Origin of the sequence: Arthrobacter nitrophenolicus (assembly GCF_000332815.1) — a bacterium.
GTDB lineage: Bacteria > Actinomycetota > Actinomycetes > Actinomycetales > Micrococcaceae > Arthrobacter > Arthrobacter nitrophenolicus.
This window is the reverse complement of the sequence record NZ_AOFD01000080.1, coordinates 1-15,004: the sequence shown is the minus strand read 5'-3', so window position 1 is coordinate 15,004 and position 15,004 is coordinate 1. Positions and strand designations below refer to the sequence as shown.

The window sequence follows — 15,004 nt, the reverse complement described above, 5'->3', positions numbered from 1 at the left end:
GACGCCGGGGGTGCCGCCGGTGCGTCCGCGGCCGGTTCCGGAACCGCCGCCCGCGGAGCCGGCGGAAGCGCCGCCGTCGAACTTCTCGGCAGTATCCGGGACGCCCCAGATTTCAGGCTGGGTGGCGCGGAGCCGGTTGCGCTCCTGCAGGCCGAGGAGCCAGGCAAAGGCGAGGACCACGGCAACGCCGGCGATCAGTGACGGAAGCATGGGGACGAAGACGTCGTTGACGTCGATTTCCAGTGCGGTGGCGGCACGGGCGGTGGGGCCGCCCCAGGGAACGATGTTCATGGTGCCGTTGGCGAGGCCGGCCACGCAGGTGAGGACCACCGGGCTCATCTTGAGACGCAGGTAGATGGGCAGCATGGCTGCGGTGGTGAGGATGAACGTGGTGGAGCCGTCGCCGTCCAGGGACACGGCGGCTGCCAGCAGGGCGGTGCCCAGCACAACCTTGGCGGGATCGTTGCCCAGCTTGCGGAGGATGAACTTCACCAGCGGGTCGAACAGTCCGACGTCGATCATCAGGCCGAAGTAGATGATGGCGAACATCAGCAGCGCCGCGGTGGAGGTCATGGACTTCATGGAATCCAGGACCATGTCCCCGATGCCCAGCCCGGCACCGGCGAAAAGACCGAAAACGGTGGGGACGATGATCAGCGCCAGCACTGGCGTCAACTTTTTCGTCATGATCAGCACCATGAATACCGCGATCATGGCGAATCCAAGTATTACCAGCACAGCCGGCTCCTTCTTGTGAACGGCACCACAGCGTTGTGATGCGTGCTACAGACTGTAGGGTGGCCGCCGTCACGGCAGTGCCTTTGGCTCAATTGATTGGCATACTGCTTATTGGGAGCATTTTGCTCATTCTGCTCACAGGCTGCCGCCACTGGTTCCGGTAGCCCCTGAGGGCACCGACAGCCCGTCATCAAGGAGGATCATGCAGCGTTCCGCGCCCCGCCCGCCGCTGCGGTTCTCCACCCAGACGCTGCTGCTGCAGGTGGCCGTGGTGCTGCTGGTGGTCCTGCTCAGCGCCGCCGTCCATGCGTGGCTGACCTATGACAGGGTGGGCAGCGAGGCCGAGAACCAGGCGCTGACCCTTGCCCGGACCGTCGCCTCGGACCCCTCGGTCCGGGCCGACGTGCAGGCCATCAGTGCGCGGGAGGGCACTCCCCCGCCTGCCGAACTCGCGGCCGGGCCCCTGATGCAGGCGGCCGAGGCCGCGCGGACCAGGACCGGAGCCTTGTTCGTGGTGATCACCGATGAGACGGGCCTGCGGCTGGCGCATCCCGAACCGGAGCGGCTCGGCGGGAAGGTCAGCACCGACCCCTCGGAAGCCCTGGCCGGACGCGAGGTCACCACCCGGAACACGGGGACGCTGGGCCCGTCCGCCGGAGCCAAGGTGCCCGTGTACGCGCCGGGCAGCTCCGCCGTCGTGGGCGAAGTCAGCGTGGGGTACTCGATGGAGACGGTAGGGCAGAGCGTGGCCCGGGACATCGGCCCCGTGGCCGGGACGGCGGCGGGTGCCCTGCTGGCCGGCGTGCTGGGCTCCTTCCTGCTGCGCCGCCGGCTGCAGCGGCTGACGCTGGGCCTGGAACCGGAGGAGATCAGCACGCTGGTCCACGACCAGGTGGCGGTGCTGCAGGGCGTGGACGACGGCGTCATCGGCGTGAGTGCCGACGGCCGGATCAGCGTGTTCAACGCCGCCGCGCAGCGCCTCCTCGACCTGCCCGACCTGACCGGCGGGCGCTGGGAGGACGCCCCCGTCCCGGACCAGGTGAAGTCCCTGACCAGGCCCGGCACCGCAGGCAGCGACGCCCTGGAAGTCGTGGCGGGCGGGCGGGTGCTGGTGGCCAATGCCCGCAAGGCCCTGCACCGGCGGGAGGACCTTGGCTGGGTGGTGATGCTCCGCGACCGCACCGAACTGCAGGAACTCACCCGCCAGCTGGACGCCGTGGGCACCATGTCGACGGCGCTGCGCGCGCAGCGCCACGAGTTCGCCAACCAGCTGCACACGCTGGCCGGGTTCATGAGCATCGGCCAGCACCGGCAGGCGCGCGAGTACCTGGCGCAGCTTGCCGCCACCGGCCCCCTCACTTTCCCGGTGGAGCAGGCCGAGCTCCTGCAGGACCCCTACCTCCAGGCGTTCGTGGGTGCCAAGGGCGTGGAGGCCGAGGAACGGGGCGTGGCCCTGCGGATCGGCCCCGAAACCCTGGTCCGCGGGCACGTCACGGAGGCGCAGGACGTCACCACCGTGCTGGGCAACCTGATCGACAACGCGGTGAACGCGGCGGTGGCCGGCGCCGCAACGGAACGCTGGGTGGAGGTGGAGGTGCTGGACGAGCCGGGCGGCGACGGCGGCACCCTCCACATCGTGGTCGCGGACTCTGGCGACGGGCTGGCGGAAGGGACGGACGCGGAGGCGATCTTCGCGGAAGGCTTCAGCACGGCGTCCGGGCCGCTGGCCCGGAACGGCAGCGGCGGACAGGGGTTTGGGCTGGCCCTGGCGCGCCAGCTGGCCCGGCGCCGCGGCGGGGACGTCAGGGTGCTGGACCGGGGCAGGCAGGGCGGGCCGGGGGCGGTCTTCATGGCCACCCTGCCGCGTACCACCGCGGGAAGCGCGGAGGCATCGGGAACTTTGGGGACACCAGGAACTTTGGGGACACAGGGAAGTTTAGGGACACCAGGAACTTTGGGGACAGCGCGCAGCGATACAGCGCCGCGAAGCGCGGAGATGAAGGGAGACAACAACGATGGCTGAGGATTTCCGGGTCCTGATCGTGGACGACGACTTCCATGTGGCCAAGCTCCACGCCGCGTACGTGGACTCGGTGGCCGGGTTCCTGGCGTTGGCGCCGGTGGGCACGGCGTCCCTGGCGCTGCAGGCCATCCACAGCCTGCGGCCCGACCTGGTGCTGCTGGATGTCTACCTGCCGGACGCCTCCGGCCTGGACCTGCTGCAGCAGCTCGACGTCGATACCGTCATGCTCAGCGCCGCCTCGGATGCCCTGTCCGTCCGGACGGCCTTCCGCCGCGGCGCGCTGGGATACCTGCTGAAGCCGTTCACTGCTGACGCCCTGTCGCAGCAGCTGCGGTCCTACGCCCGGTACCGCCGGCTGCTCTCCGCCCCGGGGGCACTGGACCAGGACGCGGTGGAACGCGCCAAGAGGTCACTGATCCCCGGGGACGTGACGCCGTCGGCGAAACCGCGCTCAGCCACTGAGGCGGCCGTACTGGAGTCCCTGGTTCCCGGCGAGCAGTATTCGGCAGCCGAAGTGGCCAGCCGGGTGGGCGTTTCCCGGGCCACCGCGCAACGCTACCTGTCATCGCTGGCCGACGACGGCGCCGTCGATATCCAGCTTCGGTACGGGAGCACGGGCAGGCCGGAGCACCGCTACGGCCTGCCCGCCGCGCCCTAGATTTTTCCTAGCTGGCGCTCTTCTGGGCCACGAGCTCGATTTCGACGAGCATCTTGGGGTCCAGGAACGGCAGCACATGCACCAGGGACAGGGTGGGGCGGATCTCGCCGAACACTTCGCCGTGGGCGCGGCCTGCCTCTTCCCACTTGCTGATGTCCGTCAGGTAGAGCTTGGACTGGACGACGTCCTCAAAGCTGAACCCGGCGTCGGCCAGGACCTTGCCGAGCTTCTGCAGGATGAACTGGGTCTGCGTGTAGAAGTCATCGCCCACGATGCCGTCCTCGCCGCTGGCAGCGGTGGCCGAGATGTACAGGGTGTTGTCCACCTGGACGGCGCGGGAGTAGCCGAGCGTCTGTTCCCAGACGGAACCGGTGCCGAAGGTTTTGCGCATGGTGGGGCCTTTCAAATGCCGGAATGGGGTCGGCACCACTGTAGGGCTGCTACAGGTCCAGCCGGTAAACCAGCAGCTTTGTGTCGGTTCCGGGGACGAACCAGTCACGCTCCGGCACCCGGCGGAACCCGGCTTTGCGGTACAGTCCGTGCGCGCTCTCCCATGTCTCCCCCGTGGTGAGGGCGACGCCGGTAATCCCGGGCAGGGACCGGGCGTGGTTGATGATGGCATCCACCATGGCCTTCCCGGCTCCGCTGCGCTGCACGGCGGGGTCCACCACCAGCATGCGGAACTCGAGCTCATCCGGCAGCGCGATGTCCGCGTACGGTTCGCCGGCGGTGGCCAGCGTCACCGATCCCACCACCTCGCTGTTCCGCTCCGCCACCCAGATGGTGGCCTGCCCGGCGCGCAGCGCAACATCCTGGATCTTGCGCATGTACGGGTGTTCGGCGTCGTCGAAGTAGCCCGCTGCGAGGTAGGAATCGCGCGTAATGCGGGCAACGGCGTCGTAATCGGCCTCGACGGCGGCACGGATGGTGATCTGCGGTGGCACCCGTCAATGGTAGTGGCGGCTGCCGCTCCCCCGGCCCGAAAGGGCGCTTTCCGTGACTGAACTATCACTACCGAACTATCACTACCGGCGGAAGCCGGGCTGCCGGGCCGCCTGCCCGGTCCGCCTAGAGCGGGAACCTGCCGGGCCGCCTGCCCGGGTCCGCCTAGAGCGGGAACTTGCCGGGCCGCCTGCCCGGGTCCGCCTAGAGCGGGAACTTGCCGGACAGCTCCAGGCCGGCGGCGCAGGTCCAGGCGTCCAGCCGTTCGGCATCCGAGGGACCGCCGTCGAGCGGACTGGCCAGCCGCGGCCGACGCACCCAACAGCCGGCTTCTTCCGCGATGAGCGCACCGGCGGAGAAATCGTGCTCGTTGAGCCCGCGCTCGCCGTAGGCGTCATGGGTGCCGTCGGCCACCATGCACAGGTCCAGGGCGGCCGAACCCAACCGCCGGACGTCCGCGAACCCGTCCATGAGGCCTGCCAGCGCGGTGGCCTGGTCCGCGCGGACCGCAGGATCGTAGCTGAAGCCGGTGGCCAGGATCTGCCCCTTCCGGCCGGGGACCGGCCCCTCCAGCCGGGTGACCCTGCCGCCCTCCTCCAGCCAGGCGCCCTGGCCGCGGGAGGCGTAGTAGGTGCGGCCCAGCGCCGGGGCGTTGACCACGCCGGCCAGCCACGCGCCGTCGGCGTCGGCAACCGCCACCGACGTGGCGTAGTAGACGATGTTGCGGATGAAGTTGGTGGTGCCGTCCAGTGGATCGATGGACCAGCGGTAGCCGCTGGGCGCCTCGGGCCGGGTGGTTCCGTGTTCCTCGCCGGTGATGCTGTCGTTCGGGCGGGACGCTTGGATGACCCCGCGGACGGCGTTCTCGGCAGCGACGTCGAACGCGGTGACCCAGTCCCCCGCGGCGCCCTTGTTGCTGGGAGCCAGGGTGTCCCCGTTCCTGGCGGCAAGCACCTCGGCTCCGGCCGCGGCGGCGGCCTTTGCCACGGCCAGAAGTTCTGCAGGGGTGGTCATGCCGTTGCCTCCACGGTGTCCTCGTCGGTTTCCGTCCCTGCCGGCGCCCCCGCACCATCACCTGCCAACGCGTCAGGGCCGCCTTCCAGCAGTTGCCGGAAGCCGTCCTCGTCAAGCACCGGAATCCCGAGCTGTTCGGCCTTGTCCAGCTTGGTGCCGGCGCTTTCGCCGGCCACCAGGTAGCTGGTGTTCTTCGACACCGAGCCTGCTGCCTTGCCGCCCCGGACCAGGATGGCTTCCTTGGCCTCGTCCCGGCTGAAATTGGGCAGGGACCCGGTGACCACCACAGTGAGGCCCTCGAGGGTGCGCGGGGTGGATTCGTCGCGTTCGTCCGCCATCCGGACTCCTGCCGCAGCCCAGCGGTCCACGATCTCCCGGTGCCAGTCCTCCGCGAACCATTCCTTGAGCGCCGCGGCGATGGTGGGCCCGACGCCGTCCACGTGGGCAAGGTCCTCCTCGGAGGCTGCCCGGATGCCGTCCATGGTGCCGAAGGCCTGCGCGAGCGCCCGTGAAGCCCGCGGCCCCACGTGCCGGATGGACAGCGCCACCAGGACGCGCCAGAGCGGCTGGGCCTTTGCCTTTTCCAGTTCCTTGAACAGCTTTTCAGTGGTGGCCGTGGGCTTGGACGGCGACTTGGCCGTGCCCTTGCTGTAGAAGTACGGCACCAGTTCGTATTCGCCGGTGCCCACACCCTTGGAGCGCTTCTCGCGGCGGATCTTCACCGGGGCGAGGTCTTCCGGGGCCAGGTCGAACAGGCCTGCCTCGGAGGTGAGCGGTGGAACCTCCGGCTCGGCCGGCTGTGTCAGCGCTATGGCGGCCTCCCAGCCAAGCGCCTCGATATCGAACGCGCCGCGGCCGGCGAGGTGGAACACCCGCTCACGGAGCTGGGAAGGGCAGGATTTCGCGTTGGGGCAGCGGATGTCCACGTCGCCCTCCTTGGCCGGGGCCAGGGGCGTGCCGCAGGAGGGGCACTCGGTGGGCATCACGAAGTCCCGCACAGGTGGGTCCTGCTGGTCTCGCAGGGCCAGGACCGGGCCGACTATTTCCGGAATGACGTCCCCGGCCTTGCGGAGGATGACAATGTCGCCGATCTTCACGCCCTTGGCCTTGACCACGTCCTGGTTGTGCAGGGTGGCCATCTCCACGGTGGAGCCGGCAACCTTGACCGGCTCCATCATGCCGAAGGGGGTCACCCGGCCCGTGCGGCCGACGTTGACCTGGATGTCCAGGAGCTTGGTGTGCACTTCTTCCGGCGGGTACTTGTAGGCCACGGCCCAGCGCGGCACGCGGGTGGTGTAGCCGAGGGCCCGCTGGGTGGCGAAGTGGTCCACCTTGATGACGATGCCGTCGATCTCGTGGAGCAGTTTGTGGCGCTGGGCGCCGTACTTTTCGATGAACGCCAGGACGTCCGCCCGGCTTTCCAGCACCTCGAAGTAGGGGCTGACGGGCAGGCCCCAGCCCTTGAGCAGGTCATACGTTTCGGACTGGCTGCGGGCTTCAAGCCCCTCGCGGGCGCCGATGCCGTGGACGAACATCTTCAGCGGGCGCTTGGCGGTTTCGGCCGGGTCCTTCTGGCGGAGCGACCCGGCGGCGGCGTTGCGCGGGTTGGCCAGCGGCGCCTTGCCCGCCTCGATCAGTGCCTCGTTGAATTCCGCGAACTCCTTGGACGGGATGAACACCTCGCCGCGGACTTCCATCTCTGCCGGGAAGCCCCCGCCCTCAAGCTGCTGCGGGATTTCCTTGATGGTGAGCACGTTGTGGGTGATGTCTTCGCCGGTTGTTCCGTCGCCGCGGGTGGCTGCCCGGACCAGTTTCCCGTCCCGGTACAGCAGGTTGACGGCCAGGCCGTCGATCTTGAGTTCGGTGAGCCAGGCGGCCCGGGCCGCGCCGTCGCCAAGCTTTTCGATACTTGCCTCCGCCCTGTTCAGCCAGGCTTCGAGCTCATCGATGGAAAAGACGTCTTCCAGGCTGTACATGCGCTGCAGGTGCTCGACTGCCGCGAAAGCGGCGGACACCTCGCCGCCCACTTCCTGGGTGGGTGAATCGTTGGCGACCAGTTCGGGGTGGAGCGCCTCAATCTCCTCGAGGCGGCGGAAGAGGCTATCAAACTCGGCGTCCGATACCAGGGGCGCGTCCTCCTGGTAATAGGCGAACCGGTACTTCCGGACGAGGTCCGCCAGGTTCTCGTATTCCTCGCGGAGGGAGTCCGAAGGGATGGCGTCCGGGCTGCCGGGGCTGCTGTTCCTGGGGGCTGTCTTTTCTGCGGGGCCTGGTCCTGTGCTCACAGACCTATCTTGCCTTACACGTGTGACAGGACGCCGGTTAGTGCGCCCGGAGGCGGGTCCTGCCCCACCAGATAAAGGCCGCACCGCCTGCTCCCATCAGCAAGGTACCGGCTGCGATGGGAAGCAGCTCGGGACCTCCGGCGCCGGGTCCGGCGGCCGGGGTTATGCCGGCTGCCCGGGTTGCGGTGGCGGACCGGGTGATGGGCGTATTCCAGTCCGGCGCTCCGGACGCCACGGCCGGCGCCGCGGAGCCGGTGACCGCGGCGGCAGTTTCTGTGACTGCTCCCTCCGGTGCCGCGTCTTCGGTTGCATCCGTCTCGGAGGACACGGCGGCCTGCGCCGCGGTGGCCGGGGATGCAGCGGCTTGTTGAGGCCCGGCGGGTGCTTCCGCAGCGGGATTTCCCGGCTGCGCAGGGGCCTCGGCCGGAGCTTGGGTGGGGCGTTCATCGCCGGTGGGCTCCGGCCTGCCGCCGCCCAGGACGGGCAGGCACACAAGGCCGCAGTCTTCGGCCGGGGCGTCCGTTCCTGGTGTGGTGGCAGGCGATGGTTCGGGGGAATCGGCACCTGCCGGTCCTGCCGGGAAGAGGATGGCCATGGCCAGGACTAATGCCGCTGCGGTGGTGCAGACAACGCGGAGGGCCGGGAAAGTCGGGGTCATTGCTACCTTTCGATGCGCGCAGTCCCCCACCGCGGCTTTTCTGGTGTCCCCGGCAGTCTTCTACAGCCGGACCCGGGGCCGCAAATCCGCGCTTTGCCCTGGACTGTGCCCGGGCGGCCGCCCGCCTGCTGCCCGGCAGGTGTCAGTGCGCGCGGACGCGGTTCCTGCCCCACCAGGCGAACGCTCCCCCGCCGGCGCCCACCAGGAGCACACCGGCGGCGACGGCCGGGAGGTTGGCACCGTCGGACTCCGCGCCTGCCGGGTGACAGCGGCTGCCTGGGTGGCTTTCGCGGACCGGGTGACGGGCGTGTTCCAGTTTGAGGACGACGACGGCGTGCCGCTTGAGGGGGCCGTGGCGGACGGAGTGGCCGACGCCCCGGTTTCCGTTGGCCCGGCAGCCGGCTCGGCCGGCATCAGTTCCACGGAGGCAGTGGGGGCCGCAGGGTTCGCGGCCGGCGTGGAGGGGGCTGCGGTCCGGGGCGCGGCGGGCGCCGCGGGATCGGGTGCGGCCGTTTCCGAGGGATCGTCCTCGGGCTTGGCCGTCCGGGTGGGACGCGCTTCCGGGGTCCAGGTTTCTGTGGGTTCCTGCGCACATTCCTGTCCGCAGCCGGGGGCAGTGGTGGAGGTTTCCGAGCCTGTCGGTTCGGGGGATTCTGCCAGTGCGGCGCCCCCTGTGGGCAGCGTTATCGAGAGTGCCAGCACGGCTGCGGTGGCTGTTGCCGAGGCGGCGCGGATCAGCGGAGTGGACGGGGTCATGGATACCTTTCGGTGCGCGCAGTCCCCCGTCTGCGGCTTTCTGGTCTCCCAGCAGTCTTCTACAACACGCCGGAGGGCCGCAAATCCATCGAATGTGCGGCCCTCCTGAGTAAGGCGTGCTAGTCGCGGTTTTCCGGCGGCAGCGCCACCTGGATTTTGCGGGATTTTCCACGTCCCACCACGTAGCCCCTGCCGGGGATGAATTCCGGGCTGACCCGGCCCAGGGAGGTGTTCAGGAGGCTGTCGCCCTCGATGTCGCCCGGGTTGAGGAGCAGGCCCCGCCGGCCGGATTTGAACGGCTGGGCGAGCTGCCAGGCAGAGGACCAGGTGGACGTTTCGGATTCGCCCACCACCCACTGGTCAGCCTTGATGGAGGCTGTGACCAGCTGGGCAACGCCTGATTCGGCGAGCGTGTCCGTGAATTCGGTCAGCCCCTCGATGAAGATGGCCAGCCTGCCCGGGTTGCCGGAGGAATGCTCCACCAGCTCCTCCACCACCTCGGCCAGGTCGTCGGGTCCCACGACGGACCGGTTCCACAGGGGCAGCGATGCGACGGCGGAGCGCCGCGATCCGAGGTAGATCAGCTCGGTATCCGGATTGGACCGGCGGAGGGCGTAGGCCAGGGTGACCAACGCCACGGTCCGGCCGGCGCCGGGAGGACCTGCCAGGAGCAGCGGCCCACGGGCCATGACCGCCGCCGGCTCCAGGGTTTCGTCGTCGACGCCGATGACGGGCATGTCCGGACTGCCGGCCGGCAGGACGTCCAGGTCCACCTGTTCGGGGAGCCGCTCGATGCCGGGTGCGGTGTCCAGGCCCTGGCGCAGCATTGCCTCGCTGAGCTTGTGCACCTCGCGCGCCTGCAGGGCGAGGTTGGAGTTCCCGCCGAGCACGGCCAGCTGGACCTCCCGCCCGTCCAGCAGTCCGCGGCCCGGAGGCGAGCCGGCATTGAGGACGTCGCGCGGCACGTCCATGGAGATGTAGTCGTCCTCGGAGGACAGGCGCAGGACCAGGCGGCGCTGGATGGAGGCAAGCAGGGACGCCGGCACCGAGTTGGGCCGGTCTCCGGTGACCACCAGGTGGATGCCCAGGGTACGGCCGTCGGTGGCCAACTGCAGGAAAATGTCCCACAGCCCGGACAGTTTGCTGTGTTCGTAGGCTTCCCGGAAGGCGGACATGCCATCCACCAGGACGAAGATCCGCTTTTCGTCGGGCCGGTTGGCCAGCCTGCGGTACTCCACGATGGTGGAGGCCCGGACTTCGGCGAAACGGGCAGAGCGCTGCTCCGCGATGTCGCGCAAAAGGCGCAGCAGCCTGCCCACGCGTTCCACGTCGTCGCCGTCGATGACTTCGCCCACATGGGGCAGTTCTTCCAGCATGCTCAGCCCGGACGAGCCGCAGTCGATGCCGTACACGTGGACGGGCCCGCCCCGGGGCGTCACCGCGGCGGCGATGGCGATCCCGCGGAGGGCGGCCGACTTTCCGGAACCGCCCGTCCCGTAGATGGCCATGTTGCCGTCCTTGTCCGGCTCGTAGAAGACCGTGGGCTGGTCCTGCCGGGCGGGGTCGTCGGCCACGCCGAGCAGCAGGCGTTCATCCGTGCGCGGGTTGGGCAGCCTGGAGAAGTCGTAGGTCTTGGCCAGTTCGTCCAGCCACGGCTTCCGCGGCGGCCGGATGCCCAGGGTGCCGGCGGCCCGGACAATGTTCGCGGTCATCCGGGCGATGTCGTTCGGCCCCGCGGGTTCGGCCACCACCGGCTTTTCCGGGGCAGGCGGTTCCCAGCTGGGTCCGGACCCGAACGCCATTTCGACGATGTCGATCTGGGGCCGCTGAGGCTTGTCGGTGGTCCAGCCGCCGGCGTAGCCGGTCTGGAAACCCTGGATCCGGCCCGGTCCGGTCTTCGCTGCCCCGCGGCCTGGGATCCCGGGGTCGAAGTAGGCGGCGTCGGGGACACCGAGGATGTCCGTGGCGTCGTCCTCGTCGGCCATGCGCAGGGCTACGCGGAGGTTGGTGTTGGCCCGCAGGCTGTCCTTGATCACGCCGGCGGGCCGCTGGGTGGCCAGGATGAGGTGCAGGCCGAGGGACCGTCCGCGCGCGGCAACGTCCACCACGCCGTCCACGAACTCGGGAACGTCATTGGCGAGCGCCGCGAATTCGTCGACGATGATGATGAGGTACGGCGGAGCCTCGGGGTCTGCCTCGCGCTGCAGCGCGAGCAGGTCCTTCGCCTTTTTCCGGTTGAGGAGCTGCTCCCGGTAGTGCAGCTCGGCGCGGAGGGACGTCAGGGCGCGGCGCACCAGGTGCGGCGAGAGGTCCGTGACCAGCCCCACCGTGTGCGGAAGGTTGATGCAGTCCGCGAAGGCGGCGCCGCCCTTGTAGTCCACGAAAAGGAAGCTGACGCGGTCCGGGCTGTAGGCGGCCGCCATGCCCATGACCCAGGACTGCAGGAACTCGGACTTGCCGGCGCCGGTGGTGCCGCCCACCAGGGCGTGCGGGCCCTCGTTCTTCAGGTCCAGGTAGAGCGGCTCGACGCCCTTGGAACCCACCAGGGCGCGGAGCGTGCCGTTGTCCTTGCGGTTGGCCACGGCGGTGGCGTGGACGGAGTTGTTTTCGGTCCAGCGTTCGGCGACGGCCTGGGGGTTGTCCAGGAAGTCCTTGCCGATCAGGGTGGCGTAGGAGACGGCCCTCGGAAGGTCGGAGTCGTCGTTAACGGGCTTGCCCACATCCACGACGGGGGCGAGCATCCTGGCCAGCTGCCCGGCGAGTTCGGCGTCCACGCTTTCGCAGCTGACAGGGTAGGTGTGCCGGCCGAGGCGGACCTGCCCGGTGGTGGTGCCGTGGTCGCCGTCCACCACCATGAAGTCGCGGCAGGCCGCCGGAAGGGCCTGGATGTCCGTGGCCACCCAGAGCACGTGGACGCCGGAGTCCGGTCCGCGCTCGGCGAGCCGGGTGAGGCGGCCCCGGTCCACGGGCGCGTCGTCCTCGACGATCACCAGCACGGACGGCAGCACCGGCGCGTCCACCTCGTGTTTGGCCGGATCCACCTCCGGCCGCAGGTCCGGGCCGGAGCGCCTGGCGGCGGCTTCCCGCGCGTCGAGCAGGTCCTCAAGGCGGGCCAGGAGCGAGGACCCTCCCGCGGACCCTGCGGCCAGGTGGTCGCCGGAGAGCGGACTGTGGCCGGAACCAACGTGGGGCAGCCACTGGAGCCAGTTCCAGCGTTCCCGCGACTGGGCGGAGGTGATTGCGGTCAGGATGACTTCCGCCGGCGAATGGAGGCCCACCAGCTGGAGCACCATGCCGCGGGCAACATCGTCCACCAGGCCGCGGGCGCCGGCGATGCCCAGGGACCCGGAGGTACGCAGCTGGGACACCACCGGGACGCCCTCGATGTCCCGGAACTGCTTCAGGCAGTCCTGGATCTCCCGCGTGTACTCGACCTCGGTGTCGTTGTTGGACGGCTCCTCCAGCTGCAGGCGCGAGGGCGCCGTCCCCATGCCGAACCTCAGTCCCAGGAACGAGGCATGCTCCGGGCGGTGGGTCCACAGCAGCGGGCCCAGTTTGTAGATGGCGTCCACGGTGTCGCTGACCGAGGGCGCCTCCTGCATCCGGACGGCGCGTTCCACCTTCTGCAGCTCGGTGATGTCCTCACGGAATGCCGCCATCGAGGCCCGGAAATGCTTGAGCCCGTCCTTGCGGAGGCGCCGGTTGCGCATCTTCTGGTCGACGTAGTGGCCCACGATGAACAGCGGCATCATCAGCATGAACACCACTGAGAGGGCGTTGCGCGTCACGGCGAAGATGACCGCGCCCATCATCAGCGGGGCGATCAGCATGATGTACGGGAAGGGCTGGTCCTCCGGGCGTTTCGGCCCGGCCGGCACCACCCGCTTGGGTTCCTCGAACCGGGGCACCACGCGCGGTGAGCGGTTGAAGTCCACCATGGGCGACGTCGGCGCTGCCGCATGGTTGTGGCCCAGCGGAACCACCGTCACGGTGGTGTCGCCCAGGGTGACGGTGTCCGAGGAGTTCAGGGTTGCGCGGGTGACGGGGAGCCCGTCCATCAGGAGCCCGTTGGCGGAGTTGGTGTCAACGATCTCCACGCCCTCGCCCACGGTGATGCGGGCGTGGCGTTTGGAGGTCAGGGGGTCCGTGAGCCGGATGTCCACGTCCCGGTCCCTGCCGATGTAGCTGGTGCCGGTGGGCAGCGGGAATTCCCGTCCGACGTCGGGCCCTGACAGCACGCGCAGGGTCGCCGCGGCGGGGCCGCGGCTGGTTCCGGGTTCGTGGAACTGTTCGCTGACCTGGGCCAGCGAAACGACGGAGCCGGGGCGCAGGCCGGATTCGAGGAGGTTGTCCGTGCGGGTCAGGACATTGCCGCTGATCCCGGCGCCCACGAATGCCTCGTCGATGCGCAGGGACAGGTTGTCCGGCGCGGGGATGCCCTTGCGCTCCGGGTCCGCGGCCCACAGCACGGCGGCGATGTCCGCCACGGTGGCGAGGCCGTCCACGGTGACGGCAAGGTCCTTGGCCTCGGCCGGCTCGCGGCGGAGGGTCAGCCGGATCCTCATCCTTCGTCCACGCCCCTCATCTTCTCCAGGAGGTAGAGGTCGTCAGGCGTCACGAGGTGCGAGGTCACGGCATGCTCCACCAGCCGGGCGCGGCGGTTGGTGGCGAGCTTGCCGCCGCCGCCGCGCAGCCCCGCCACGCCCACGCGGTCAAGTTTGTCGCACACGTTGTCCAGCTTCCGGTTGAAACGCGTCAGTGCCCAGCCCAGGGTCTTGGCTGCCGCGGCCGACGACGGGATGGCGCTGAAGCCCGTGCCTTCCCGGCGGAGCATGGGTTCGGCGAGCGCCACGATGAGGGCCTTCTGGGAATCGGTGAACACCACCGGCCCGATGGTGGTGTCGCCGCTGACGCCGCCCTCGCGCGCCTCCTGGCGGAAGGACGGGGTCTTCAGGTGCACGGCGAACTCGTAGGTGGTGGGTCCGGCTGTGAAGATGATGTTGGTATGGCTGAACACCAGCGGGATCCTGGCCCCGGGCGAAAGCCAAGCCTGCATGCCGCCGGAGGCATCCGCGACCGTGGCGGACAGCATGCTGCCCACGTTGCTCAGCCACCAGATGCCGTCGTAGCGGGCCACCTGCAGGAACTGCCGGTGCAGGTACGGGTTATCGTCGACTTCCAAATCGCCTTCGCGGCCGATGTTGAAAACGTCCTCGTCCGACGGTTCGTACCATTCCCCACAGAAATCTATTGCTAGATCCCCCATGTTCCGTGTCTCCTTCCGGGCAGTCCCCGCGTGAACAGGATCGCCGGTCCGTTGTGCCGGGTCATTTGTTGATGCAGGCGATGGAGTCATCCTCCAGCGGGGAGAATGCCCCGTCGCTGCGGACGATCATCACCTGGAGGCAGGTGGGCACGGCAGGGTTGAGCGCCACCTGGACAGTGGTCCCCGTGGTGGCCTGGTACTCGCTGCTCTCCCCCACCGCGTAGACACGCCACTTGTACGTGTCGCCGTCCTTGGGCTGCGGGTTCTCCCAGGTGAACGTTGCTTTCCCTTCGGCGTCCACAACTCCCTTGAGGCCCGCGACATCCGGCACGGTGCCGTTGTCCAGGGCGTCCGCCGGCGGCTTGCTGGCCTGCTGGGTCTCGGCCGCCCGGGGCGTTTCCGGGGCGGCGTTGGCCACCACCAGGCCCACGACGGCGGCCAGGGCAAGCAGGGTGCCGCCGGAAATGGCCAGCCAGAGGTTGCGCCTGCCGTGGTCGGGAGCCTGTGCCGCTGTAGGGTCGTCCGCTTCGGGCGGCGGCGTGGTCCCCCGCTGGATAGTGGCGTCGGCTGCACCCGTGTAGCCGGCCTCCGCAGCATGGGCGGGCGGGGCTGCCGGGCCGGTGTGGCCCTGGTTGCCGCGCAGGACCGTGGCCTGCGCCCAGTC

Annotated in this window: 11 protein-coding genes and 1 pseudogene; 3 read left to right on the top strand and 9 right to left on the bottom strand. The window is 69.5% G+C overall.

The features are described 5' to 3' along the window. Window positions 1-738, bottom strand: a 738-nt coding sequence (locus tag G205_RS19180; protein WP_009359467.1) for an SLC13 family permease, incomplete at its 3' end; no start/stop codon positions are given. A 202-nt stretch (window positions 739-940) separates the two neighbouring features. On the opposite strand from G205_RS19180, the gene G205_RS19175 reads away from it, so the two are divergent. Both G205_RS19175 and G205_RS19170 read left to right on the top strand, forming a co-directional pair. Then, window positions 941-2,761, top strand: a complete 1,821-nt coding sequence (locus tag G205_RS19175; protein ID WP_009359466.1) for a sensor histidine kinase — start codon at window positions 941-943, stop codon at window positions 2,759-2,761. Further along, window positions 2,754-3,419, top strand: coding sequence for a response regulator (locus G205_RS19170; protein ID WP_009359465.1), 666 nt, complete (start codon window positions 2,754-2,756; stop codon window positions 3,417-3,419). The genes G205_RS19175 and G205_RS19170 overlap by 8 nt, the downstream gene beginning before the upstream one ends. Before the next feature lie 7 nt (window positions 3,420-3,426). Here G205_RS19170 and G205_RS19165 read toward each other — a convergent pair whose 3' ends face one another. The 5 genes from G205_RS19165 to G205_RS19145 form a co-directional block, all read right to left on the bottom strand. Beyond that, window positions 3,427-3,810: a RidA family protein gene (locus G205_RS19165; RefSeq protein ID WP_009359464.1), complete on the bottom strand. Its 384-nt coding sequence runs from the start codon at window positions 3,808-3,810 to the stop codon at window positions 3,427-3,429. A 49-nt stretch (window positions 3,811-3,859) separates the two neighbouring features. After that, window positions 3,860-4,363: a GNAT family N-acetyltransferase gene (locus G205_RS19160; protein ID WP_009359463.1), complete on the bottom strand. Its 504-nt coding sequence runs from the start codon at window positions 4,361-4,363 to the stop codon at window positions 3,860-3,862. Window positions 4,364-4,565: 202 nt separating this feature from the next. Further along, complete coding sequence (locus tag G205_RS19155) at window positions 4,566-5,375, bottom strand: inositol monophosphatase family protein (RefSeq protein WP_009359462.1); 810 nt, start codon at window positions 5,373-5,375, stop codon at window positions 4,566-4,568. Next, entirely contained in the window at window positions 5,372-7,660 is a 2,289-nt protein-coding gene (gene ligA / locus G205_RS19150) for an NAD-dependent DNA ligase LigA (protein ID WP_009359461.1), read from the bottom strand. Before ligA ends, G205_RS19155 begins: the two co-directional genes overlap by 4 nt. Window positions 7,661-7,697: 37 nt before the next feature. After that, entirely contained in the window at window positions 7,698-8,318 is a 621-nt protein-coding gene (locus G205_RS19145) for a hypothetical protein (protein WP_009359460.1), read from the bottom strand. Window positions 8,319-8,463: 145 nt separating this feature from the next. Between G205_RS19145 and G205_RS21980 the strand changes: the two genes are divergently transcribed. Further along, the gene (locus tag G205_RS21980; RefSeq protein ID WP_009359459.1) at window positions 8,464-9,183 is read left to right on the top strand and encodes a hypothetical protein; all 720 of its coding nucleotides are present in this window, start codon (window positions 8,464-8,466) and stop codon (window positions 9,181-9,183) included. A gap of 10 nt (window positions 9,184-9,193) precedes the next feature. Here G205_RS21980 and G205_RS19135 read toward each other — a convergent pair whose 3' ends face one another. The 3 genes and pseudogenes from G205_RS19135 to G205_RS19125 all read right to left on the bottom strand — a co-directional run. Beyond that, the gene (locus G205_RS19135) at window positions 9,194-13,639 is read right to left on the bottom strand and encodes an FtsK/SpoIIIE domain-containing protein (protein WP_009359458.1); all 4,446 of its coding nucleotides are present in this window, start codon (window positions 13,637-13,639) and stop codon (window positions 9,194-9,196) included. Beyond that, the gene (locus tag G205_RS19130) at window positions 13,636-14,340 is read right to left on the bottom strand and encodes a hypothetical protein (RefSeq protein ID WP_009359457.1); all 705 of its coding nucleotides are present in this window, start codon (window positions 14,338-14,340) and stop codon (window positions 13,636-13,638) included. Before G205_RS19130 ends, G205_RS19135 begins: the two co-directional genes overlap by 4 nt. A 61-nt stretch (window positions 14,341-14,401) precedes the next feature. Then, window positions 14,402-15,004 (bottom strand): annotated as a pseudogene (locus G205_RS19125) (serine/threonine protein kinase); the annotation flags it as partial.

Excerpts from the sequence above, each read along its gene's own strand:
- G205_RS19135 (WP_009359458.1), bottom strand. The coding sequence starts at position 13,639 with ATGAGGATCCGGCTGACCCTCCGCCGCGAGCCGGCCGAGGCCAAGGAC.
- G205_RS19165 (WP_009359464.1), bottom strand. The coding sequence starts at position 3,810 with ATGCGCAAAACCTTCGGCACCGGTTCCGTCTGGGAACAGACGCTCGGC.
- G205_RS19155 (WP_009359462.1), bottom strand. The coding sequence starts at position 5,375 with ATGACCACCCCTGCAGAACTTCTGGCCGTGGCAAAGGCCGCCGCCGCG.
- G205_RS19145 (WP_009359460.1), bottom strand. The coding sequence starts at position 8,318 with ATGACCCCGACTTTCCCGGCCCTCCGCGTTGTCTGCACCACCGCAGCG.
- G205_RS19130 (WP_009359457.1), bottom strand. The coding sequence starts at position 14,340 with ATGGGGGATCTAGCAATAGATTTCTGTGGGGAATGGTACGAACCGTCG.
- G205_RS19175 (WP_009359466.1), top strand. The coding sequence starts at position 941 with ATGCAGCGTTCCGCGCCCCGCCCGCCGCTGCGGTTCTCCACCCAGACG.
- G205_RS19170 (WP_009359465.1), top strand. The coding sequence starts at position 2,754 with ATGGCTGAGGATTTCCGGGTCCTGATCGTGGACGACGACTTCCATGTG.